The organism is Pseudomonas sp. L13 (assembly GCF_009935965.1).
Classification (GTDB): Bacteria; Pseudomonadota; Gammaproteobacteria; order Pseudomonadales; family Pseudomonadaceae; genus Aquipseudomonas; species Aquipseudomonas lactis.
This window is the reverse complement of sequence record NZ_QODJ01000046.1, coordinates 1-23062: the sequence shown is the minus strand read 5'-3', so window position 1 is coordinate 23062 and position 23062 is coordinate 1. Positions and strand designations below refer to the sequence as shown.

Below are 23062 nucleotides of genomic sequence, written 5' to 3'. Positions count from 1 at the left end.
CTGGCCCTGAGGAGTTTCCATGAGCGAGTTGCGTTTCACTGAAGATCACGAATGGCTGCGCGCCGAAGCCGATGGCAGCGTCACCGTGGGTATCACCGCGTTTGCGCAGAACGCGCTGGGTGATGTGGTTTTCGTGCAACTGCCGGAGTTGCAGGCTTATACCAAGGGCGCCGAAGCCTCCACCGTCGAGTCGGTCAAGGCCGCCAGCGGTGTGTACATGCCGTTGGACGGTGAAGTCCTGGAAGTCAACGACAAGCTCGATGGCAGCCCGGAACTGGTCAACGAAGACCCGATGGGCGAAGGCTGGTTCTTCCGCTTTAAACCCGCCGATGCCGATGCAGTGGCTAAGCTGTTGGATCAGGATGCGTACGACCGTCTGATCAAAGCCAACGCTGAAGCTTGAGGAGCGCGCCATGACCGTTAATCTGACCACCGCCAACGAATTCATCGCCCGCCACATCGGCCCGCGCCAGGAAGATGAGCAGCAGATGCTCGCCAGCCTGGGGTTTGATTCCCTCGAAGCGCTGAGCGCCAGCGTGATCCCGGAAAGCATCAAGGGCACCAGCGTGCTCGGCCTGGAAGACGGCTTGAGCGAAGCCGAGGCCCTGGCCAAGATCAAGGCCATCGCCAGCCAGAACCAACTGTTCAAGACCTACATCGGCCAGGGCTACTACAACTGCCACACGCCGTCGCCAATCCTGCGCAACCTGTTGGAAAACCCGGCCTGGTACACCGCCTACACGCCCTACCAGCCGGAGATTTCCCAAGGCCGCCTGGAAGCCCTGCTGAACTTTCAGACCCTGATCAGCGACCTCACCGGCCTGCCGATCGCCAACGCCTCCCTGCTCGACGAAGCCACCGCCGCCGCTGAAGCCATGACCTTCTGCAAGCGCCTGAGCAAAAACAAAGGCAGCCACGCGTTCTTCGCGTCGGTGCACAGCCACCCGCAAACCCTCGACGTGCTGCGCACCCGTGCCGAGCCACTGGGCATCGATGTGGTGGTGGGCGATGAGCGCGAACTGACCGATGTCAGCCCGTTCTTCGGCGCCCTGCTGCAATACCCGGCCAGCAACGGCGACGTGTTCGACTACCGCGAACTGACCGAACGCTTCCACGCCGCCAACGCACTGGTCGCCGTGGCCGCCGACCTGATGGCCCTGACCCTGCTGACGCCGCCGGGCGAATTCGGCGCCGACGTGGCCATTGGCAGCGCACAACGCTTTGGCGTGCCACTGGGCTTCGGTGGCCCACACGCGGCGTACTTCTCCACCAAGGATGCGTTCAAGCGCGATATGCCAGGCCGTCTGGTCGGTGTTTCCGTCGACCGCTTCGGCAAGCCGGCCCTGCGCCTGGCCATGCAGACCCGCGAGCAACATATCCGCCGCGAGAAAGCCACCAGCAACATCTGCACCGCCCAAGTGCTGCTAGCCAACATCGCCAGCATGTACGCCGTGTACCACGGCCCCAAAGGCCTGACCCAGATTGCCCAGCGCATTCACCAGTTGACCGCGATCCTGGCCAAGGGCTTGACGGCCCTGGGCCAGAACGTCGAGCAGGCACACTTCTTCGACACCCTGACAATCCACACCGGCGCCCACACCGCTGCCCTGCACGACAAGGCCCGCGCCCAGCGCATCAACCTGCGTGTGGTAGATGACGCACGCGTTGGCCTGTCGGTCGACGAAACCACCACCCAGGCCGATATCCAAGCCTTGTGGGCCATCTTCGCCGACGGCAAAACCCTGCCTGCCTTTGCTGCCACCGACAGCACCCTGCCGAGCGCATTGCTGCGCCAGTCGCCGATCCTCAGCCACCCGGTGTTCAACCGCTATCACTCGGAAACCGAGCTGATGCGCTACCTGCGCAAGCTGGCCGACAAAGACCTGGCCCTGGACCGCACCATGATCCCGCTGGGCTCGTGCACCATGAAGCTCAACGCCGCCAGCGAAATGATCCCGGTGACCTGGGCCGAGTTCGGTGCCCTGCACCCGTTCGCCCCTGCCGCGCAAAGCGCCGGCTACCAGCAACTGACCCGCGAACTGGAAGCCATGCTCTGCGCGGCCACCGGTTACGACGCAATCTCCCTGCAACCAAACGCCGGTTCCCAGGGTGAATACGCCGGCCTCTTGGCGATCCGCGCCTATCACCAGAGCCGTGGCGAAGAACGTCGCGACATCTGCCTGATCCCGTCGTCGGCCCACGGTACCAACCCGGCCACCGCCAACATGGCCGGCATGCGCGTGGTGGTCACTGCTTGCGATGCACGCGGCAACGTAGACATCGAAGACCTGCGCGCCAAGGCCATCGAGCACCGCGAGCACCTCGCCGCACTGATGATCACTTACCCGTCCACCCACGGCGTGTTCGAGGAAGGTATCCGCGAAATCTGCGGGATCATTCACGACAACGGCGGCCAGGTGTACATCGACGGCGCCAACATGAACGCCATGGTCGGCCTGTGCGCACCGGGCAAGTTCGGCGGCGATGTGTCCCACCTGAACCTGCACAAAACCTTCTGCATCCCCCACGGCGGTGGCGGCCCGGGCGTTGGCCCGATTGGCGTCAAGTCGCACCTCACACCGTTCCTGCCCGGCCATGCCGCCATGGAACGCAAGGAAGGCGCGGTGTGCGCCGCGCCGTTCGGCAGCGCGAGCATTTTGCCGATCACCTGGATGTACATCAGCATGATGGGTGGCGCCGGCCTCAAGCGTGCGTCGCAGTTGGCGATCCTGAATGCCAACTACATTTCCCGCCGCCTGGAAGAGCACTACCCGGTGCTGTACACCGGCAGCAACGGCCTGGTGGCCCACGAATGCATCCTGGACCTGCGCCCGTTGAAAGACAGCAGCGGCATCAGCGTGGACGACGTGGCCAAGCGCCTGATCGACTTTGGTTTCCACGCGCCGACCATGTCATTCCCGGTGGCCGGCACCTTGATGATCGAGCCGACCGAAAGTGAATCCAAGGAAGAACTGGACCGCTTCTGCGACGCCATGATCGCCATCCGCGAAGAAATCCGCGCGGTGGAAAACGGCACCCTCGACAAAGACGACAACCCCCTCAAGAACGCGCCGCACACGGCAGCGGAACTGGTGGGCGAATGGAGCCACCCTTACAGCCGTGAACAAGCGGTGTACCCGGTGGCGTCGTTGATCGAAGGCAAGTACTGGCCGCCGGTTGGCCGGGTCGACAACGTGTTTGGTGATCGCAACCTTGTGTGTGCGTGCCCTTCGATCGAGCTTTATGCCTAAAGCAGTTGTAAGCGGCAAGCTACAAGCTGCAAGTTAAAAGCCGAATGGCTCTTTCTTGCAGCTTGTGGCTTGGAGCTTGCCGCTGCTCCTATAACAAGAAACCGGAGAACAACCATGTCCCTTAGCGTGTTCGACCTGTTCAAGATTGGCATCGGCCCCTCCAGTTCCCACACCGTCGGCCCGATGCGTGCCGCCGCTCGATTCGTCGAGGGGCTCAAGCGTGACAACCTGCTGGAGGCCACCACCGGCATCAAGGTGGAACTCTACGGGTCGCTGGGCGCCACCGGCAAAGGCCACGGCAGCGACAAGGCTGTGTTGCTGGGCCTGGAAGGCGAACACCCGGACACCGTGAATACCGAAACCGTGGTTGCACGCCTGGCGCAGATGCGCAGTGACGGGCGCCTCAACCTGCTCGGCGAACACAGCATTGCGTTCAACGAGAAAGAACACCTGGCGATGATTCGCAAGCCCCTTGCCTATCATCCCAACGGCATGATTTTTCGTGCCTTTGACGCCGCCGGCATCCAGATCCGCAGCCGCGAGTATTACTCGGTCGGTGGCGGTTTCGTGGTGGATGAAGACGCGGCGGGCGCCGACCGTATTGTCGAAGACGCCACACCCCTGACCTTCCCGTTCAAACACGCCAAGGACTTGCTTGGCCATTGCACCACCTATGGCCTGTCTATCAGCCAGGTGATGCTGACCAATGAAAGCGCCTGGCGCCCCGAAGCCGAAACCCGCAGCGGGTTGTTGAAGATCTGGCAGGTCATGCAGGACTGCGTCGATGCCGGCTGTCGCAACGAAGGCATCTTGCCCGGAGGCTTGAAGGTCAAGCGCCGGGCAGCGGCCTTGCACCGGCAGTTGTGCAAGAACCCGGAATCGGCCCTGCGCGACCCGCTGTCGGTACTCGATTGGGTCAACCTGTATGCGCTGGCAGTCAACGAAGAAAACGCCAATGGCGGGCGCGTGGTCACCGCGCCCACCAACGGTGCGGCCGGGATCATTCCCGCCGTGCTGCATTACTACATGCGTTTTATCCCCGGCGCGAATGAAGACGGCGTGGTGCGCTTTTTGCTCACCGCCGCCGCCATCGGCATTTTGTACAAGGAAAACGCCTCGATCTCAGGTGCCGAAGTAGGGTGCCAAGGCGAAGTCGGCGTGGCCTGTTCCATGGCCGCAGGCGCACTCTGCGAAGTGCTGGGCGGCAGCGTGTCCCAAGTGGAAAACGCCGCCGAGATCGGCATGGAACACAACCTAGGCCTGACCTGCGACCCGATTGGCGGGCTGGTGCAGGTGCCGTGCATCGAGCGCAATGCCATGGGCTCGGTAAAGGCGATCAATGCCGTGCGCATGGCCCTGCGTGGCGACGGGCAGCACTTTGTGTCCCTCGACAAGGTCATCCGCACCATGCGCCAGACTGGCGCCGACATGAAAAGCAAATACAAGGAAACCGCCCGTGGCGGTTTGGCGGTCAACATTATCGAATGCTGACGCCCACAAGCGCGTCGGCACGTTTTTCAGGAGCTGAATATGTCCACCGAAACCCTGTTGAAAACCCCATTGCATGCCTTGCACCTGGAACTGGGCGCACGCATGGTGCCCTTCGCCGGCTACGACATGCCGGTGCAGTACCCCTTGGGCGTGATGAAAGAACACCTGCACACCCGTGAACAGGCCGGGTTGTTCGACGTTTCACACATGGGCCAGATCCGCCTCACCGGCGCGAATGCCGCCAAGGCCCTGGAAACCCTGGTACCTGTGGACATAATCGACCTGCCGGTGGGCATGCAGCGCTATGCGATGTTCACCAATGAGCAAGGCGGCATCCTCGACGACCTGATGGTCGCCAACCTGGGTAACGACGAGCTGTTCCTGGTGGTCAACGCCGCCTGCAAGGACCAGGACCTGGCGCACCTGCGCACACATATCGGCGACCAATGCACCATCGAACCGCTGTTCGAAGAACGCGCCCTGTTGGCCCTGCAAGGCCCGGCAGCGGTGAAGGTTTTGGCGCGCCTGGCCCCTGAAGTCACCCAGATGACCTTCATGCAATTCGCCACCCTGCGTTTGCTGGGCGTGGACTGCTACGTCAGCCGCTCCGGCTACACCGGTGAAGACGGCTTTGAAATTTCCGTGCCGGCGGCCAATGCCGAGAGCCTGGCCCGCAGCCTGCTGGCCGAAACCGAAGTGCAGGCCATCGGCCTGGGCGCTCGCGATTCGCTACGCCTGGAAGCCGGCCTGTGTTTGTACGGCCACGACATGGACACCGACACCACGCCAATCGAAGCCAGCCTGCTGTGGGCGATTTCCAAGGCTCGGCGTGCCGATGGCGCACGGGCCGGCGGCTTCCCTGGTGCCGACCGCATCTTCACTCAGCAGCAAACCGGTGTGGCGCGCAAACGCGTAGGCCTGCTGCCGCAGGAGCGTACCCCGGTGCGTGAAGGCGCAGAAATCGTCGATGCCCAGGGCACCCTGATCGGCAGCGTCTGCAGCGGCGGCTTTGGCCCCACCTTGGGCGGCCCGCTGGCGATGGGTTACCTGGACAGCGCATTTGTCGCATTGGATACCGAAGTTTGCGCAATGGTCCGTGGGAAAAAGGTGCCACTGCGTGTAAGTAAAATGCCATTCGTTCCGCAACGTTACTACCGCGGCTGATTGACTGTTTCTATAAGTAACGCGGTTGCGTTAACGCGCACTAAACTGTAACGCAACCGCCATAAAACAGTGCACTCACGATAGGCTTTTTTATAGCTAACGCTCTATAACAAGTGAGCAACTCTATCGAATAAGCCGGTACCAGAACATTCAACAAAGTGTCATGAGACCCAGTAAAATCAAGGCCTCCCCCAGGGCTTGTTTTTTTCATCTTAGTTGGCGTAGAGTTTGCCCACTGTGTTTGCATGGGTCGCTTGGAACCTGGACCTGGGCAGTAGCTGAAGTAGTTGCTACAACCCGTTCGACGTCTCTTAACTTTCCTGCAACCCAGCCCAGTACTCTTTCGTGTGAAAGGGGCTGTCATTAATTTTTAGCGTCAAAGGAAAGAAGAAAATGGCTGAGCGTCAGAGCGGTACCGTCAAGTGGTTCAACGACGAAAAAGGCTTTGGTTTTATCACCCCTGAAAGCGGCCCGGATCTGTTCGTGCATTTCCGCGCCATTCAAGGCAATGGCTTCAAAAGCCTGAAGGAAGGCCAGAAAGTGACTTTCGTTGCTGTGCAGGGCCAGAAAGGCATGCAGGCTGACGAAGTCCAAGCAGAAGCCTGATCCGTACCTGCGACAAAAAGCCCCTGATATGACATCAGGGGCTTTTTTATGGGCGCCATTGCGTAAACTGCGTGCTTTCTCCAGAGAGCCCTGCCATGTCCAAACCCCTGTTGAGCCCCCAGGGCGAATTCCCCGCCGTTGGCCTGGGCCGCCGCCTGGCAGCGATGTTCTACGACTTCCTGTTGTGCACCGCCTTGCTGATCGTCACCGCGTTTATCTACAAGCTGGTGTGGATCGCCTTCGTGGGCGAAGCGAAGATGCGCACACTCACCGAATCCGGCGCGCTGGACGGTGACCCGTTGCTGTCGACGATCCTGCTGTTCGTGCTGTTCGGGTTCTTCGCCAAATTCTGGACCCATTCGGGGCAAACCCTGGGCATGCAGGTATGGGGCGTGCGCGTGCAAAACGCTGACGGCTCGCGGATCAGCCTGTGGCAGGCACTGCTGCGTTTTGTGGTGTCGATAGCGTCATGGCTGTGTGTGGGGTTGGGGTTTATCTGGTCGTTGTTCGATAAACACAAACGCAGCTGGCATGACATCTATTCGGATACGCAACTGGTGCGGATCCCGAAGCCAAAGAAGTAACTCAAGCGCATCACAGATCAACTGTAGGAGCGAGCTTGCTCGCGAAAAATTCAAAGGCGCCGCGTTCATTCCGCAAGCACGCGTTATCGTTGACGTTTTTCGCGAGCAAGCTCGCTCCTACAGCAGGCAAGCCAGTTCCCACATTTTGATTTGTGTTCAGGCGTTGCCGGCCAGTTTCAACCGTGCAGCCTGGGTAAAGTCGAGCATGCGCTTGAGCGGCCGTACCGCCTGCGGAATCACCGTCGGTTCCACGAAGATCTCATTGCTGCCCTCACGCAAACACTGCAACGTACGCTCCAGCGTGTTCATCGCCATCCACGGGCAGTGCGCGCAACTGCGGCAGGCTGCACCGTTACCGGCGGTAGGTGCTTCGACGAAGACTTTGTCCGGGCACAGCTGCTGCATCTTGTAGAAGATGCCGCGGTCGGTGGCGACGATAAAGGTCTTGTTCGGCAAGCGTTGCGCCGCAGCGATCAGTTGGCTGGTGGAACCCACTGCGTCCGCCAGTTCGATCACCGAGGTCGGTGACTCCGGGTGCACCAGGATCGCCGCATCCGGGTACAGCGCTTTCATGTCTTCAAGCTGCTTGGACTTGAACTCTTCGTGGACGATGCAGGCACCGTCCCACAGCAGCATGTCGGCACCGGTCTGGCGCTGGATGTAGGTGCCCAGGTGTTTGTCCGGGCCCCAGATAATGGTCTCGCCGTTGTCCATCAGGCTTTCGACGATTTCCAGCGCGCAGCTGGAAGTCACCACCCAATCCGCCCGGGCTTTGACGGCTGCCGAGGTGTTGGCGTACACCACCACGGTGCGCTCGGGGTGCTGATCGCAGAACGCAGAAAACTCATCCACCGGGCAACCCAGGTCCAGGGAGCAGGTGGCTTCCAGGGTCGGCATCAGGATGCGTTTTTCCGGGGTGAGGATCTTGGCGGTCTCGCCCATGAAGCGCACGCCGGCAACCAGTACGGTCTTGGCCGGGTGGGCGGCGCCAAAGCGCGCCATCTCCAGGGAGTCGGAAACACAGCCACCGGTTTCTTCGGCCAGGGCCTGAATCACCGGGTCGCAATAAAAGTGGGCAACCAGCACCGCGTCCTGAGCCTTGAGCTCGGCGGCAATGGCGGTTCGCAGGCTCGCCTCTTCGGCAGCGCTGAGCACCTTGGGCTGCTTGGCATCCAGGTGAGCTTGAACCAGTAGGCGTTCGGAAATGTGCGTCATGTTCGCAAGACCTGCAGGCGCAGTAGCGCGAAAGTCGAGTGTACCACCGGCTCCGGAGCCCTTCGGGCGCCGCCGGACGAAGTGTTTTTGTTCATCAAGCACGGGTAAAGCTTAAAGCTGCGCAAGGCTACAGAATATCCAATGGATTCAAAAGCCTAATCTGGTGACCCAACAATTGCTCAATCCCTGGACGTGACACCCCGATTAGGTGAAACCCGCACAACAATCAAAACCGTCCCTTCCCCTCTCCCGCCTCTGAAAAATCAGGAATATCAGGCCCCCTCTCCCCGGCACGCACTAAATTTGTGCATTTATGCACTGAATTACGCGATTTTTCTTACGTCTTGTGTAATAAATCCTACAACGATGTAACAAACCGTCGACCACTCACTCAAGTAGGGCAATTACCGCTGAGTTCAACGCTGGCTCAGACGGAATGGATCGTGTGTATTTCTACGTTAAGGATGTCGAGTGCCAAATCTGCTCTCAACCGGACACTTGTGTTGTACCCGGAACCTGGGCATCGCCCTGCTCTGCTTGTGGGCGCTGCCCGTGGCTGGCGCCGAGGCGCCGCAGCCAGGCCAGGAAGCCCTGCGCTTGCAGCAACAACAGCAACGCGACCTGCAGCAATTACAACTGGAGCAGCGTCAACGCCAGATGCAACGTGGCAGCTTTGGTACACCCGCGGCCACACCCGCCCTGCCAACGGACATCGCCAAGGACGAACGCTGCTGGCCCTTGAGCGGTACGCGCCTGGCCGGAGTCACGCTGTTCAGCCGTGCCGAGCTGGACAAACATATCGAGCCCTACGTGGCGCCTTGCATGGGCGTCATCCAGATCAACCGCCTGCTGGCCGAGATTACCCGGCTGTATGTCGAGGCCGGTTATATCGCCAGCCGCCCCTACCTGATCAGTGCGCCCGCCGCCGGGCAACCGCTGGATATTCACGTCGAAGAAGGCTACCTGGAAGCCATCGAACTGGCCGACCAGAGCCTGCCCGTTTCATTAGGCGGGGCATTCCCCGAGATGCTCGGCAAACCCCTGAACCTGCGAGACCTGGAACAGGGCCTGGACCAGCTCAACCGCCTGCGCTCGGTGGACCTCACCGCCGACATCGCCCCAGGCAGCACAGCGGGCGCGTCGCGCATCATCCTGCGCTCGCGCAGCAGTGCCTCACGCTGGGCCCTGGGCCTGGGGGTGGATAACCTCGGCAGCGCCGGCACCGGGCGTGATCGCAATGCCATCAACTTGAGCCTGGACAGCCCGCTGCAAATAAACGACTCGCTCAACCTGAGCTTCAGCGACACGCTCAACCATGGGCCGCGCTACAGCCGCAGCCACAGCCTGTTTTATTCCATCCCCTACGGTTACTGGACCTACAGCCTGTTCGCCAGCCATGCCGAATACCGCTCGCCGTTCAAGCTCAGCCGCACCACGTTTTACAACAGTGGCCGCACCGATCAAGTCAGCCTGCGCAGCGACCGCGTGCTGTGGCGCGACCAGGGCCACCAACTGAGCGCCAACCTGCAACTGGCCTACAAAGACGTCGACAGCTACCTGCAGAAGGTACACCTGGATATCCAGAGCCCGACGCTGACTGTGGCCGAAGCGGGCCTGAACCTGTTCTGGCTCAACAGCGCGGTGTGGAACCTGGACGTCAACTACGCCCAGGGCCTGACCTGGTTCGGCGCCGATCGCGATGCCGACCAAGTGCAGAAAAACCGGCCCAAGGCGCAGTTCCACAAGTACCGCGCCAACCTCACCCAATGGCGCAACGGCCAATGGGCAGCACGACCGTGGCAATGGCAAAGCCAGCTGTCGGTGCAGTACAGCCCGGATGCATTGCCCGCCATCGAACAACTGCTGATTACCGATGACTCGGCCGTGCGCGGCTACCGCGAAAACAGTAGTTCCGGTGCCATTGGCGCCATATGGCGCAACACCTTGCGCCTGCCGCTCAACACTGACTTGCCGGTGAAACTCACCCCGCGCCTGGGCCTGGACAACGGCTGGGTCAAGCACGAACACGGCGCCCAGAGCCAACGCCTGAGCGGCGCCAGCGCAGGGCTCAACCTGAGCTGGAAGAACGTGCAGCTCGACGTCGATTACCAACGCAACCTCAACACCCCCACAGGTTTTCGCCAGGAGCCGGAGGTCTGGCTGACGCGCCTTAGCGTGCAGATATGAGCCCACACCCGTTTTTAGCCTGAGTCACCGCCGTACCTGACCACCCCAGCAGCGTTGCAACGCACAACGCGCGTTGTGGATCAGCCAACACAGAGCGAGATTATTTATGCCGACTACTCCACACAGCTTCCACCTTTCACCCCAGGGCAAACTGCGCTGGGCCATTGCCAGCCTGTTCCTGCTGCCGCAGCTCGCGCTCGCCGCAGGCTTGACCGTCGTCGAAGGCCCTGGCGGCACGCCGCAGCTGCAAAACCAGGGTGGCGTGCCCATCGTCAACATCGTCGCGCCGAATGCCGGTGGCCTGTCCCATAACCAGTTTTTGGACTACAACGTCGACCGCCAGGGTGTGGTGTTGAACAACGCCTTGCAGGCCGGCCAATCCCAACTTGCCGGGCAGCTGGCGGCCAACCCGCAGTTCCAGGGCCAGGCGGCGAGCGTGATCCTCAATGAAGTGATCAGCCGCAACGCCTCGACCCTCAACGGCGCCCAGGAGATTTTCGGCCAGGCGGCCGATTACGTGCTGGCCAACCCTAACGGCATTTCGGTGAATGGCGGCAGCTTCATCAACACGCCCAATGCCAACCTAGTGGTGGGCCGCCCTGAACTCAACGACGGCAAGCTGCAAGCCTTGAGCACCCGCGATGCCAACGGCCAACTGACAGTGCAAGGCCAGGGCCTGCAAAACCGTGAAGGCTCCATCAACCTGATCGCGCCGCGTATCGACAGCGAAGGTCGCCTTAGCGCTCGCGATCAACTGAACCTCACGGTGGGCCGCAATCAGGTCGACTTCGCCAGCGGGCAAGTGCGCCAGGTGGACCCGGCCAGCAAGACCCAGGACCAACGCATCGACGCCCGCCTGTTCGGCGCCATGCAGGCCGGGCGCATCAACATCATCAGCACCGCCGACGGCGCCGGAGTGCGCGTGGGTGGCGTGCAGGTGCAAGGCACTGACGGGGTGAAGATCAGTTCGGCAGGCGACCTCGATATCAGCGGCCAAGTGCGTGCGGACAGCCTCGACGCCACCCGCGCTGGCGTGCACAGCCGCCAGGGCGATATCGACTTGCACAGCGCCAAGGATTTGAACCTGGCCGCCACCGACGTCAGCGGGCGCAACGTCAAACTCGACGCCAGCCGCAACCTGACCCTCAGCAGCCTGGAAAGCCGCAAGCTCCAGGAAAAGCGTGAGCAGTGGAACAACAGCAACTTCCTGTTCACCTACGAAACCTACGACCGCACCACCACCGACAAAGACTCGCGCCAGCACGGCAACCAGGTCGTGGCGCAACAGGATGCGGCGCTGTCTTCCGGCGCCAACACCGAGATCAAAGCCAGCCATGTGGAAGCGGGCAACACCCTGCGCGTCGACAGCGGCGCCGACCTGCACGTTAACGCCGCCACCGAAACCCATGAAACCCACGACCAAGGCAACCATCGCAAGCACCTGTGGAAAGCCAACTGGGATCGGTCCAGCAGCGAACAACGCAGCATCACCAGCAGCCTCAAGGCCGGAAAGGCACTGGAGCTGACCAGCCAACAGAAGCTGCAATTGCAAGGCGCCGAGCTGAAAACCCCCGGCGATATTCAACTGGCCGCCCGGCACGTGGAAATCACCAGCGCCAGCCGTACCCAAAGCAGCCGCGACAACGCCTACTCCGGCGACCTCACCGGTGGCAGCTTCTTCGGCAAGAACGGCGACGGCAACCAAGGCAAGACCTTGAACACCGGTAGCAAGGTCAACGCCGACGGCAAGCTGATCGTCAAGGCCGACGACGTGCGCATCAGCGGCAGCCAGGCCCGTGGCGGCAAGCAGGCCAGTGTCATCAGCGACAAAGGCTCGCTGGTGATCGACGGCGTGCAGGACACCTCCCACGACAACCGCTACAGCAACGACAGCAAGTTCTTCGGCATCTCCAAGGATGAAAGCCGCAAGAACCTCAAGGACAGCACCGTGGTTGCCAGCGACCTGCGCTCGGACAGCAACCTCAAGCTGCAAAGTGCCCAGGACATCCGCGTCAGTGGCTCCCAGGTGTCGGCTGGCGGTGAACTGCAGGCGGATGCCAAAGGCGATGTCAAGGTCGTTGCCGCCGAGAACACCACCCATGACACCACCGGCACCCATACTCGCGGCTTCGATGGCTACGCCAAGGAAACCGAGGGTGTCAGCCGCCAGTACCGTGCGGGGTTGAGCTATGAAGACCAGCAGCAAACCCGCACGACCGACACCACCGAGCAGCAGGCTTCCAGCCTCAAGGGCGGCAGTGTCGTGGTGAAGGCCGGTGGCGATGTGAGCATCCAGGGTTCGGGCCTCAAGGCAACCGCAGGCGATGCCACCGTCAGCGGCAAGAACGTCGAGCTGTTGGCCGCCCACGACAAGCGCACCGAAGCCGTCGACAAAACCACCAGCGGCGGCAGTTTCTACTACACCGGCGGCATCGATCGCGCAGGCAGTGGCGCGCAGTTCAGCCACCAAAGCAGCCAAGACACCGCTGAAAAAACCACCGCGCACACCAGCACCGTGGCCGCGACCGGCAAGCTGACCATCAACGCTGGCGACACCTTCACCAGCGAGGGTGCACAGGCCAAGGCCGGCGCCGAGCTGCAGGTCAACGCGGGCCAGATCAACAACCAGGCTGCCCATTCCACCGAGACCAGCACCCACAAGGAAAACGGCTGGACCGCCGATGTTGGCGCCAATGTGGAATACAAAGGCATTACCCGCCCGATCGAAAAAGCCGTCGAGGGCGTGGCCCAGGCCAAGTTTCATCAGCCCGGTTTGCTGGACGCGTTCGAGCAACCCAATGTCGGCCTGGATGTGGAAGTCGGCCACACGAACAAAACCGGTACAACGCAGGACAGCACCGCCGTGGTCAGCCAGTTCAGTGGCGCCACGGTACAGGTCAATGCAGCCGGCACGTTGCAGGACGAGGGCACCCAGTACCGCGCCACCGAGGGCGGCCTGAACATCAAGGCGGGCGAGCACCTTGCCACGGCAGCGGCCAACACCCACAGCAGCAGCGAGCAAGGCGTGGACGCCAAGGCTGGCGTGCGGGTCTATACCACCACCGGTGAAGACGTGAATGTGCGCGGCAGCGGCCTGGGCGGCAGCAGCGATGTGCGCGAGTCCACCAGCACGGCGGTGGTCGGCAGCTATGTGGCCAGCCAAGGCGTGAGCATCGAGGCCAAGGGCGATGCCCGTTATGAAGGCAGCCAGTTCGACGGCGGCCAGGCCGGGGTCAACCTCAAGGCCGGCGGTGAGCTGGCGCTCAATCAGGCCACCAACACCCAGAGCAAAAACAGCAGCACGCTGCGCGGCAACGGCTCACTGACGGTGGGCACCGCGCCCGGCGCCAATGGCAGCAACGTCAACCTCGGTGCCGGCGTGCAGCTGGATAACAAGCGCCTGGATACCCAGGACAGCCAGGCCCGTGTCGCCACGATTCAGGGCAGCGGCCCCGTACAGCTCAGCAGCGGCGCTGACATGACCCTGCAGGGCACGCAGATCGGCAGCACGGGCGCGAAGGCTGGCGATATCAGCCTCAATGCCGGTGGCAAGCTGGACCTGCAAGCCGCCACCGACAGCCACGTCAGCAACGGCAGCAACCTGGGCGGCGGCCTGACCCTCGGTGCCGGCAAGACCAGCAGCGCCGAAAGCAGCAGCAAGACCGGCAGCCTCAGCGCCAATTTCAACATCGGCAAAGTGGCGGAAAACGACCAGAGCGCCATCGTCGGGCAGTTGCACAGCACAGGCAAGGTCAGCCTCACCAGCGGTGCTGAGGCAACCGATGCCATCCACTTGCAGGGCACTCAGGTCAGCGCAGCCAGCGTTAGCCTGGACGCGCAAAACGGCGGCATCCTGCAAGAGTCCGCACAATCGACCCAAACCCATAACAACTGGGGCGTCACCCTGGGCGCAGGCGCCAGCATCGGCAAAACCACCTTGGCCGACGTCGGTGAACATGAGACACCCAAAACCCAGCGCGGCATCAATGCGCGGGCCACGGTCGATGTGGATCACCTGCAAGGCACCACCCAGCACAACAGCCTGATCACAGCGGGTGACGTCACCCTCAACAGTGCCGGCGATACCCATCTGGCCGGAGCGCGTATCGACGCCGACAAGGTGCACGGCACGGTGGGCGGCGACCTCGTCGTCGAAAGCCGTAAGGACCACGTCAACAGCACCCAGGTGAATGTCGACGCCAGGCTGGATGTCGAGAAGAACCAGCCGGGGGTGGTCGATAAACTGGCCAAAACCACCGGCCCGCTCAAGGACAAGGTACAAGCCAAGGCTGAAGGCGCGTTCGACAAGCATCGCGACAAGCTGGAGAACGTCGTCGACAAGGGCACCGGGCACCTGGCTTCGGCCAAGGACAGCGTGGTCAACAGCGTGGTCAATGCCAAGGAGCGCCTGGGCGAAAAACTCACCCGCAGTGGCAGCTACGACGTGAACCCAGAGCCCCGTGGCGCCTTCGGCACTCGCGTGGACAAGGCCAAGGCTTACCTGGCAGACAAGACCGATGCCCTGGGCACGCGCTTGTCTGGCTTCAAGGATAAGGTCTGGCCAAAAACCAGCGACAGCTACACCGTCAGTGGCAAAGACACCACCGGCAGCACGGTGGCCAATACTGCCGAGAACGTGTTGTTCGGTGACAAGAGCGGCAACACCAGCTACACGCCGACCTTGTATCTGGATGTCAGTCATGTGGTCAAAGACAGCGTCACCCAGGCGTCAGGCATTCGCGCAAGCCAGGGCGTCAACCTGCAGGTCAAGGGTGATACGCAGCTCACGGGCGCGCGGATCAGTGCGCCCAATGGCAAGGTCGAGCTGGGTGGCTCCAAGGTGACCGCAACCACACTGGCCGGCAGCGACTACCGTGCCGATGTCGGGCTGAACGTTTCGAAGTCACCGGTCAACCTGGCCCTGGGTGCCAAGGACGAACTGACCCAGAAACACGACGACGCCACGCGCAAGGACCAAGCCTTCAACCTGGGCCCGCTGCGCGCGGGTGGGCACAGTGAAAGCCAGGCCTTGCAGGCGGGGATTGATCAGGCCATCAACTAAAGGGTAATGCCCACCCCACTGTAGGAGCGAGCTTGCTCGCGAAGAACGTCAACGATGACGCTGGCATGCTGAAAGTACGCGGCGTCCTCTGGTTTTTCGCGAGCAAGCTCGCTCCTACACATCAGTTGAAGAGCGCCTGTACGTTCTTCATCGCATCATCGGCAAAGCCTTGCAGGAAGGCTTCGAACGCCGGTACGTCTTCCTTGCCGCCCGTGTAGGGCTGGCCAATGATGGTCCAGGTCGCCAGGCTCTGGGTCGGGCCTTGTGGCACCACCTCCATCAGCGCCCACAGGTTGCCAATGTTCAGTGAGGTGTAAATCAGCGACCAGGTCATGGTCATGGCTTGGTCGTCATGGCTGTTGAGTTGCTCAATCACCACATTGCCGTCCTTGAACAACTTCTTGCGCACCGAACGCACGCCCTCGCCGGTCATTTCGATATGGGACAACGCAGGAATAAACTTCGCAAAACCGGCGAAATCGCCGACCACATTCCACACACTGCGAGCATCGCCGTTCACGCTGACGCTGGCGACGACGGGGCTGCCCACCGGGTTGCGGACCAGAGTATTGGGTTGTTGCATGAGAGAGCTCCTTTTTTCCGAGGGGCGGATAGTGGGCTCCTACCCAACGCAGTGAGCTGTACACATTCAACACCTGCTTGGCGTGGTTATGCGTTTTTGGCTGACTGCCGTAATGCCAGGGCCGCGACACCGCACACAATCAACGCGACACAGGCCACGTAGAACGCATCGCTGTAGGCCATCAGGTACGCCTCGCGCCGCACGGTGTGGATCAAGCCGTCGATCACCTGCTGTTGAGCGGGTAATAGCGGGTTGAAGATGAAAGCCCCGCTGTCAGCCATGCTGGCGTGCAGGCGTTCCTGCAAGGACGGGGAAAACAGCGTGATCGACTCCCCTACCCGCTCAGAGTGAAAGCGCTCGCGCATAGCCACAATCTGCGTCAGACCTGCCGTGCCCACGGCGCCCCCCAGGTTACGCAGCATGGAGAACAAGGCCGAGGCCGAGCCGGCTTCGTCCTTGGCCAGGCCAGACACCGCCAGTACGGAAAGCGCCACCATGATCAGCGGCTGGCCGATGCCCCGTACCACGGTGGACGGAATAATCACGTTGGCGGCACTGTCCACGTCCAGGTGCGCGCCGAGATAGCACCCCAGGGCCATGATGAAAAAGCCACTGGCGACCATCAGTTTCGGGTTGAGCCACTGCATCAGGCGCGGTATGAACGGCGCCAGTACCAGTTGCACCATGCCGTAGGCGATCAGGCTGATGCCAATCTCCCGAGCGTTGTAGCCCTGCAATTGGGACAGGTAATTGGGCACCAGGAACACCAGGCCGAAGGTGGCCGCGCCGAAGATAAACATCGCTGCGCTGGCCACGCCGAAGTTGTAGCGCTTGAGCAGGCGCAGGTTGATGAAGGAGCGGCTGCCATACAACTGCGACAGCACGAAGTACACCAGGGCAACACCGGCAATCAGTGACATCCACACAATGAAATCGGAGCCGAACCAGTCCTTGCGGCCGCCCTCTTCCAGCACGATCTGCAAGCCACCCAGGCCGACGATCATGGCGATGATCCCGCCCCAGTCGCCGCGTTTGAGCAGGCTCAACTGCATGGGTTTGGCATCGATCGACCATGCCACCGCCAGCAGCAAGAGAATGCCGGGAGCCAGCTGCAGGTAAAAGATCCAGCGCCAGGAATAGGCATCGGTCAGCCAGCCGCCAATGGACGGCCCGGCGGCCTGGGCGACGCTGTTGGACAGCGCGAACAAGGCCATGCCCATCGCGACCTTGCTGGGCGGTAGCTCGGTGATGATCAACTGGAATGACAAGGGGATCAGCACTGCGCCCGCAGCGCCCTGGATCACCCGAATGATGATCATCACTTGCAGGTTGGGCGCCCAGGAGCAGGCAATCGACGCCACCAGAAACACAAACGAGCCAGCCATCACCCACCGGCAACTCGGCATTGAGTTGGGGCACCCCTTCACAAGTCGCGGCGCCAGTGCCCTGGTCCAGATCAGCCACGCCGGTGAGCATTGCCAGCTCGTACAACGCGGCTTGTCGACGCGCCTCCAGCATTGGCAACAGCGCCTGGGTTTCGCCTTGCAGGGCGTGCATGCGGCTGTATTCAAGGTCGGTCACCACACCGGCCTGACGCTGACGATCAATCAATGCCAGGCTGCGCCCGACCACTTCCAGCGAGTGGCGCTGGACCTTGGCACGCGCACCCAGCGCGCAGGCATTCACGTAGGCGCGAGTGGTTTGGGCCGCGACTGTGATGCGCAGCAAATCTTCGGCAGCCTGCGCCGCCGCGGCTTGCACCTGAGCCCGTTCAATGGTGCGCTGAACCTGGCCCCAGACATCCACTTGATAAGCCAGTTCGAAGCCTGGGTTGAACGCCCATTCTGAAGGCGCATGGCTGTCGGTGGCTTTGGCCAGAGTCTGGTCATCGGCGGTCTTGCCGTAAGCGGCGCCCAATGACGCCTGGGTAGACGGCCAGCGCTCGGCATCGGCCTGCATGATGCCGGCCAGCATCGCCTGCACATGGGCCTGGGCCGCTGCCAGGTCGCGGTTGTGCAACAACGCCTTTTGCACCAGCGCATCAAGTTGCGGATCGTTGTACAGCTGCCACCAACGCTCGGGCAATGCTTGGGCCGACACGCCTTGCGGCAGGCGACTCAGGGCATTGATGCGTTCCGGATGTGGCTGTGCCGGTGTATGGGCGATCCACGACGAACACCCTGCCAACAACGCCACCGCCACACCGAGCAGCGAGAGACGGCCATGCCGTGGGAAAAAAGAAGGCGAACCCATCGAAGAAATCCAGAAAGCCAAGTAGAAACGCAGGGTAAAAGCGCAACGGGGTGCGCATCTCCCGAGTTCTGGACAACCATCGTTTTGATTGGGACAAAGTGCAGGTCTGTAGGAGCGAGCTTGCTCGCGAAAAACGTCAACGATAACGCAGCGCTCTCAGGTTTTTCGCGAGCAAGCTCGCTCCTACACGGGCATGGGCAAGCCCCCACATTTGGACCGAGACTAGAAGGGAAGCCTGTCGCCGACTCAAGTCAGACCAGTCGACAGTGACTCGGGGTGTAACCCAGGGTGCGCTTGAACATCGCGGTAAATGCACTCGGGCTTTGGTAACCGTGCTCCAAGGCCACCTCCAAAATGGAGGCACCACTGGCCAGCCGCTGCATGCTGAGCAGCAACCGCGTGCGCTTGCGCCACTCGCCATAACTCATGCCCAGCTCTTTCTGAAACAACCGCGCCTAGGTGCGCGAACTCATATTCAGTTGCGCCGCCCAACACTCCAGTTTCGACTCTTGGGAAGGGTTGTCGATAAAGTCCGCGCACAACGCCTTTAGCCGTGGCTCATCCGGAATCGGCACATGCGCCAACACCCGCTGCGCGCGGTCAAGCTCCGAGAAAATCAGCTCGACAATCTGCACATGACGCAACGACACCGCCTGGCTGCCATGCTCATCGCCCGCAGCCACAATCAGCTCGCGCAGCAAGGGCGAAACCCTGATCACCTCACACGCCTGCGCCAACCGACCGTGCGCCCCCGGCGAGATCAACAAAGTGCGCATACGCACCTCGCCGGTCATACGGATCTGATGCTCGATTGCCGGTGGCACCCACAGGGCGTGCCCGGAAGGCAACACCCAGGTCGCCTGCTGCACCGACACCAGCATCACACCGTTGATGGCATAGACCAATTGGCCCTCGTCATGTCGATGGGCAGGCACGATGTCGCCGTGAAGATAGTTACCGGCGAGGGCTGCCAAGGGGGTATGCGCGTTCATCTCAGGAGGCCACCGCAGCGTTCGCTCGTCGTGAGTGTCGGAAATTGCAGGAAGAGGCTGTGAGCATCGTATCGTTCCTCCTTTTTAGGACAAACCGCCGGGTACGCGGGGCGTTCGTGAGCACGGAAAATAAACCGCACATCAGAAAAATGCATAAATGCATATAATCGCCTTGCAAATAAAACTGTACGGATACACAGTATTGGCAGGCTTCATCTTATGCCGATTATTCGCTACCAACGAGCAGCGCGGCGAGGCCGAATCAGAGGGGTAATTCCCAACCATTGACCGAAATATATATCGATAAGGATATCGACTCATGACTATCGTTCTTCCACCAATCGTCGTCACGGCCACCGAGCCTGGTTACCCGGCCAATCCAGGAGGCCTGCCGTTTCCTGCGCCGAACCCGGCAGTTGTGTTCCAAGGGCAGATGCTGGAACGCTTTGCTTATTATCGCCAAGGGCTATGGCGCGAGATGCTAATCAAAATCGCCAACGAGCAGGTCACTTGGGGGATGACCGGTGGGCCAGCGCCAGGGATCGTCCATGACTTGCAATCGGTGCCGTTTGCAGACAGCTACCTTTACTTTAATCCGGGTCTGACTTCTGGTCATGGTCTCAATTACGCCCAGCAATATTTCCATTCAGGTGGCGTAACCTCCTCCCCAGGCCTATCGGGCGGTGACCTGACTCCGGTCGCAGCCGTTGGACATTTTCTTTATGGCAAAGGCACTCCAACCGAGACCTCAATCAACCTGTTCGGGCTGAACTCACCGGGCATCTCAAGTGCTGTGTTCAATGATGTTCTAGCCACAGCGCCAATTGGAACGTCGCCGATTTCCATTGGCAACATTCCTTTTACCCCAGACGCTACGTCCTGGCAGCTTGCAACATGGATAGACAATCTTTCCCTGACCTTGCAAGGCACCCTCAATAAGAGTCCGGACGGTAGTTATCAATTTACCGGCTCCGTGTCCGCAGCCAACCACACGTACGATTCGATGCCTGCCGGTTTTAAAGCGGCCATCGGCGAAGCGGCTGCTAACACGCTTCAAAGCGTACTGGACGCTCATGGCGCTATGCCCTTTGAGGTTGTGATAAAAGGCGAAACCGCAGTTACCGTTACAAAAGAACTCACACCCGACGAAAAGGCTGCCTATACAGATGCTGTCAGCTTCGTATCGACTGCCAATGAACACATGCTTCAAAAATATGGTGCCAACTTGAGCAAAGTCGCCCAAGACATGCAAGCTGAAATCTCTGGCAAGAAAATCAGAAGTTATGCAGAGGCAATGGCCACCTTTGAGAAAGTCAGCGCCAACCCCAGAATGAAATTGAATGCGTTGGACACGCAAGCAGTAGTCGATGCGCTAAATGCTCTGGATAAAGCGACGTTCGCGGATAACATCACCCGTTTGGGGAAAGCATTCGGTGTAGTCGGTAAAGTAGTACAAGCAGAAGCCATCCGAGAAAAAACCGTCTCCGGTTTTCAAACCGGCGACTGGAAGCCTCTCATGCTTGAGCTTGAAGCAATGGCGGTCGGCACCGGTGCGGGAATTTTGGTCGCCACCAGCATGGCGTTCTTTTTCCCCGTTTTTGCGTCGGCTGCCGCAGGAGTCGTCGTGGTTGCCTTGATGATGGCAGCAACGGCTGCCTATTTTGATGCTGCCAAGGTCGATGAGATCAACAACATGATTCTTAACTAAAACAAAGGGTCCGGGCAGGCCGAGCCTTGTCCGGACCCAAGCGTGTTAGCATTAAAAATCGTACATCAGGACTCCAAAAAATGAACAAAAAAATCAAACAATCCATACCGCTGCCCTATTTGTTCATTGCACTAACCATGGCACCTATATTTCTCATAGCTTTTTTCTTTCCTGCAAACGCTACATCCGCGCCCTTCACAAGGATTGAAAGTTTCATAAACACCTACCTGCTCGGTCTGGTAGGGTTTTGGTCGTCTAACTTCCCTTTCAGCTCCAAGGTCATAACAAACTACATTGGCTTGCTCGGCCCGATATTTGCGGCAATCTTTTTCTTGAAGGTACGCAAGGGGATGGTCATCGATGCTGATCAATATGCAACCATGACAATCACCAAATATCTATTCAGCTCAGTAGTTTTATTGTGCTTTATCTACATGATTGTATCCGTGAGCTATTTTTACCCGCACGACCTAGCCGCTCACAATTTGAAATGGGGGTTATTCGGGAAAAACATACTTACCTATGCGCTTTTTTCCTCGGGCATGCTATTCATTACCTACTTCATTACTTTGATTTTATATTTCACACTCCTATACATACCAAAAATATTGATAAATAGAAATAAAGGACTTTAGCTTCACGCCCTTATGCAAAAAAACTATTTTATTTTACAGGGACTCATTCACTGTCTCTAAAAGGCCTTGCCAAAAACTTAAATATCAACAGATACATCTGCGGCCAGTTCTGCCATTTGGATACCATAGCGTTCCTGAGCCTCTTTATAACTCAGCTCACCTTTTTCGACCTGGTCGACGAGCGACAATTTAAAAGTCAGCGGGTAGACTTTCTGGCCGTTGACCTCGGCTTCCTCCATCCACACGATGTCGTGGGTCAGTGCCGCGACTTGTTCGGCGGTCAGCGACACGCCCAGTTGCAGGTTGAGGGAGTTCTTGTTTGAATCATTTTTGAAGACGTAATGCCGTATTCCCGAGCTTCGGACTTTTCCCACGACCTGACGAGGTTGAGCCATAGGAAGTAACTTGGCTAGGATTCGCCGTCGCAGTAAATCCTGTGGCCGGGTGTCGCAACCTGAAGTAGTCTGAGGCGCGGTAGCGCCATAGCTCTGTAGCAGGCGCTTTTTTATGCCTGCTTACCGCATCTATGGTGGGCCGTGTGAGGCGGGCTTTTGCCCGGCCGGTACCCTCGGACACCGGTTTGCGACCCTCGCACGGTCCACCACCCACTCGTGTCGCAACGAAGGTGGTGGTCCCTTAACTGTCTGAGGATCGAGTGGATGTCTTCTACAAATCGAAACTGTCGAGAGATTGAAGTAAAAACCGTGATGGGTTTTTCGCCCTCTGCCGTCAACGCTAATTCAATGTGTGGTACATGGGAGTGTCGCTCATGAAAACACAAGTGAATGATGATTTGCCTACCAGCGTTTTCAATGTAAGGCCAGACTTGAGCTCCGAAGAAGCGTTAGTGAATGCAAGTGAGCTTTTGGCCTCGGCGTCAGCCATGGCTAATGAACAGGCGTTTTCCTCAAGCGGATCACAGCGGCTTCAAACCTTCGGGTTGGCCCAGTTAATCGAAAGCGCGCACCTTTTAGTAAACAAAAAAAGGGGACAGATTTGAATGGCACTTACTTAACCTTCTTCGGGTGTCCATTTCTCCTGACCTCGGCCCTAGCCGCCGAGCGCGCCTGCATCAGCATCGGGTAAGGCTTGGGCCTTCGTTTTATGGCGCGAGGCTCAATCCGTCCCGGCCGGTTTCCGACACGTTTCCTGGCGATCAACCTGAGTAAATTCGGTACCCCATCGTCTTGTTCGTCGGCACCGTACTGCTGCATCGCAAGGCATAATTGGAGGCTATGTTTAAAGCTAAGCTCACGTGGCAAACAATCCGCTAACAGCGCTGATTGGGCCATGATCATCCGAATCAAATTATGCGCTAGCAGATACACCCA

At 59.8% G+C, this 23062-nt stretch carries 14 protein-coding genes and 5 pseudogenes; 12 read left to right on the top strand and 7 right to left on the bottom strand.

The window, feature by feature from the left end:
• The first annotated feature begins 19 nt into the window (after positions 1–19).
• From gcvH to DK871_RS20755, 6 genes are all read left to right on the top strand, one after another.
• Positions 20–403, top strand: a complete 384-nt coding sequence (gene gcvH / locus DK871_RS20780; protein ID WP_014719698.1) for a glycine cleavage system protein GcvH — start codon at positions 20–22, stop codon at positions 401–403.
• Between the two features lie 10 nt (positions 404–413).
• Positions 414–3251 (top strand): aminomethyl-transferring glycine dehydrogenase, encoded by a 2838-nt coding sequence (gene gcvP, locus DK871_RS20775; RefSeq protein WP_161906441.1) that lies wholly within the window; start codon positions 414–416, stop codon positions 3249–3251.
• A 114-nt stretch (positions 3252–3365) separates the two neighbouring features.
• Positions 3366–4742 carry an L-serine ammonia-lyase gene (locus tag DK871_RS20770; protein WP_161906440.1) on the top strand — a complete coding sequence of 459 codons (1377 nt, stop codon included), beginning with the start codon at positions 3366–3368 and terminating at the stop codon, positions 4740–4742.
• 39 nt (positions 4743–4781) lie between these two features.
• Positions 4782–5906 carry a glycine cleavage system aminomethyltransferase GcvT gene (gene gcvT / locus DK871_RS20765; RefSeq protein ID WP_161906439.1) on the top strand — a complete coding sequence of 375 codons (1125 nt, stop codon included), beginning with the start codon at positions 4782–4784 and terminating at the stop codon, positions 5904–5906.
• A 393-nt stretch (positions 5907–6299) separates the two neighbouring features.
• Complete coding sequence (locus DK871_RS20760) at positions 6300–6512, top strand: cold-shock protein (protein ID WP_027902257.1); 213 nt, start codon at positions 6300–6302, stop codon at positions 6510–6512.
• Positions 6513–6607: 95 nt separating this feature from the next.
• Complete coding sequence (locus DK871_RS20755; protein ID WP_003193838.1) at positions 6608–7096, top strand: RDD family protein; 489 nt, start codon at positions 6608–6610, stop codon at positions 7094–7096.
• A gap of 156 nt (positions 7097–7252) precedes the next feature.
• Here the strand turns inward: DK871_RS20755 and nadA are convergent, their stop codons facing one another.
• On the bottom strand, positions 7253–8311 hold the full coding sequence (nadA, locus tag DK871_RS20750) for a quinolinate synthase NadA (RefSeq protein ID WP_161906438.1): 1059 nt from the start codon (positions 8309–8311) through the stop codon (positions 7253–7255).
• Between the two features lie 471 nt (positions 8312–8782).
• On the opposite strand from nadA, the gene DK871_RS20745 reads away from it, so the two are divergent.
• Positions 8783–10498 carry a ShlB/FhaC/HecB family hemolysin secretion/activation protein gene (locus DK871_RS20745; protein ID WP_161906437.1) on the top strand — a complete coding sequence of 572 codons (1716 nt, stop codon included), beginning with the start codon at positions 8783–8785 and terminating at the stop codon, positions 10496–10498.
• Positions 10499–10604: 106 nt separating this feature from the next.
• Entirely contained in the window at positions 10605–15560 is a 4956-nt protein-coding gene (locus DK871_RS20740; protein WP_161906436.1) for a hemagglutinin repeat-containing protein, read from the top strand.
• 121 nt (positions 15561–15681) lie between these two features.
• Here DK871_RS20740 and DK871_RS20735 read toward each other — a convergent pair whose 3' ends face one another.
• The 3 genes and pseudogenes from DK871_RS20735 to DK871_RS29280 all read right to left on the bottom strand — a co-directional run.
• Positions 15682–16143, bottom strand: a complete 462-nt coding sequence (locus DK871_RS20735; protein ID WP_161906435.1) for an SRPBCC family protein — start codon at positions 16141–16143, stop codon at positions 15682–15684.
• A gap of 86 nt (positions 16144–16229) precedes the next feature.
• Positions 16230–17537 (bottom strand): annotated as a pseudogene (locus tag DK871_RS20730) (DHA2 family efflux MFS transporter permease subunit); the annotation flags it as partial.
• Positions 17538–17667: 130 nt separating this feature from the next.
• Positions 17668–18177, bottom strand: a pseudogene (locus DK871_RS29280) (TolC family protein); the annotation flags it as partial.
• Between the two features lie 91 nt (positions 18178–18268).
• On the opposite strand from DK871_RS29280, the gene DK871_RS29275 reads away from it, so the two are divergent.
• Positions 18269–18421 (top strand): hypothetical protein, encoded by a 153-nt coding sequence (locus tag DK871_RS29275; RefSeq protein ID WP_256677497.1) that lies wholly within the window; start codon positions 18269–18271, stop codon positions 18419–18421.
• 226 nt (positions 18422–18647) lie between these two features.
• On the opposite strand, the pseudogene DK871_RS20720 reads toward DK871_RS29275, so the two are convergent.
• Positions 18648–19388: pseudogene (locus tag DK871_RS20720) on the bottom strand (helix-turn-helix transcriptional regulator).
• A gap of 319 nt (positions 19389–19707) precedes the next feature.
• Here DK871_RS20720 and DK871_RS20715 point away from each other — a divergent pair.
• Positions 19708–21096, top strand: a complete 1389-nt coding sequence (locus tag DK871_RS20715) for a lipid II-degrading bacteriocin (protein ID WP_056791376.1) — start codon at positions 19708–19710, stop codon at positions 21094–21096.
• 80 nt (positions 21097–21176) lie between these two features.
• Positions 21177–21731 (top strand): hypothetical protein, encoded by a 555-nt coding sequence (locus tag DK871_RS20710; RefSeq protein ID WP_161906434.1) that lies wholly within the window; start codon positions 21177–21179, stop codon positions 21729–21731.
• Between the two features lie 206 nt (positions 21732–21937).
• Here DK871_RS20710 and DK871_RS29765 read toward each other — a convergent pair.
• Positions 21938–22042 (bottom strand): annotated as a pseudogene (locus DK871_RS29765) (hypothetical protein); the annotation flags it as partial.
• A gap of 458 nt (positions 22043–22500) precedes the next feature.
• Here DK871_RS29765 and DK871_RS20700 point away from each other — a divergent pair.
• A complete protein-coding gene (locus DK871_RS20700) occupies positions 22501–22731 on the top strand; it encodes a DUF6124 family protein (RefSeq protein WP_218581485.1) in 231 nt (76 codons plus the stop codon).
• 7 nt (positions 22732–22738) lie between these two features.
• Here DK871_RS20700 and DK871_RS28780 read toward each other — a convergent pair.
• A pseudogene (locus DK871_RS28780) lies at positions 22739–23062 on the bottom strand (IS4 family transposase); the annotation flags it as partial.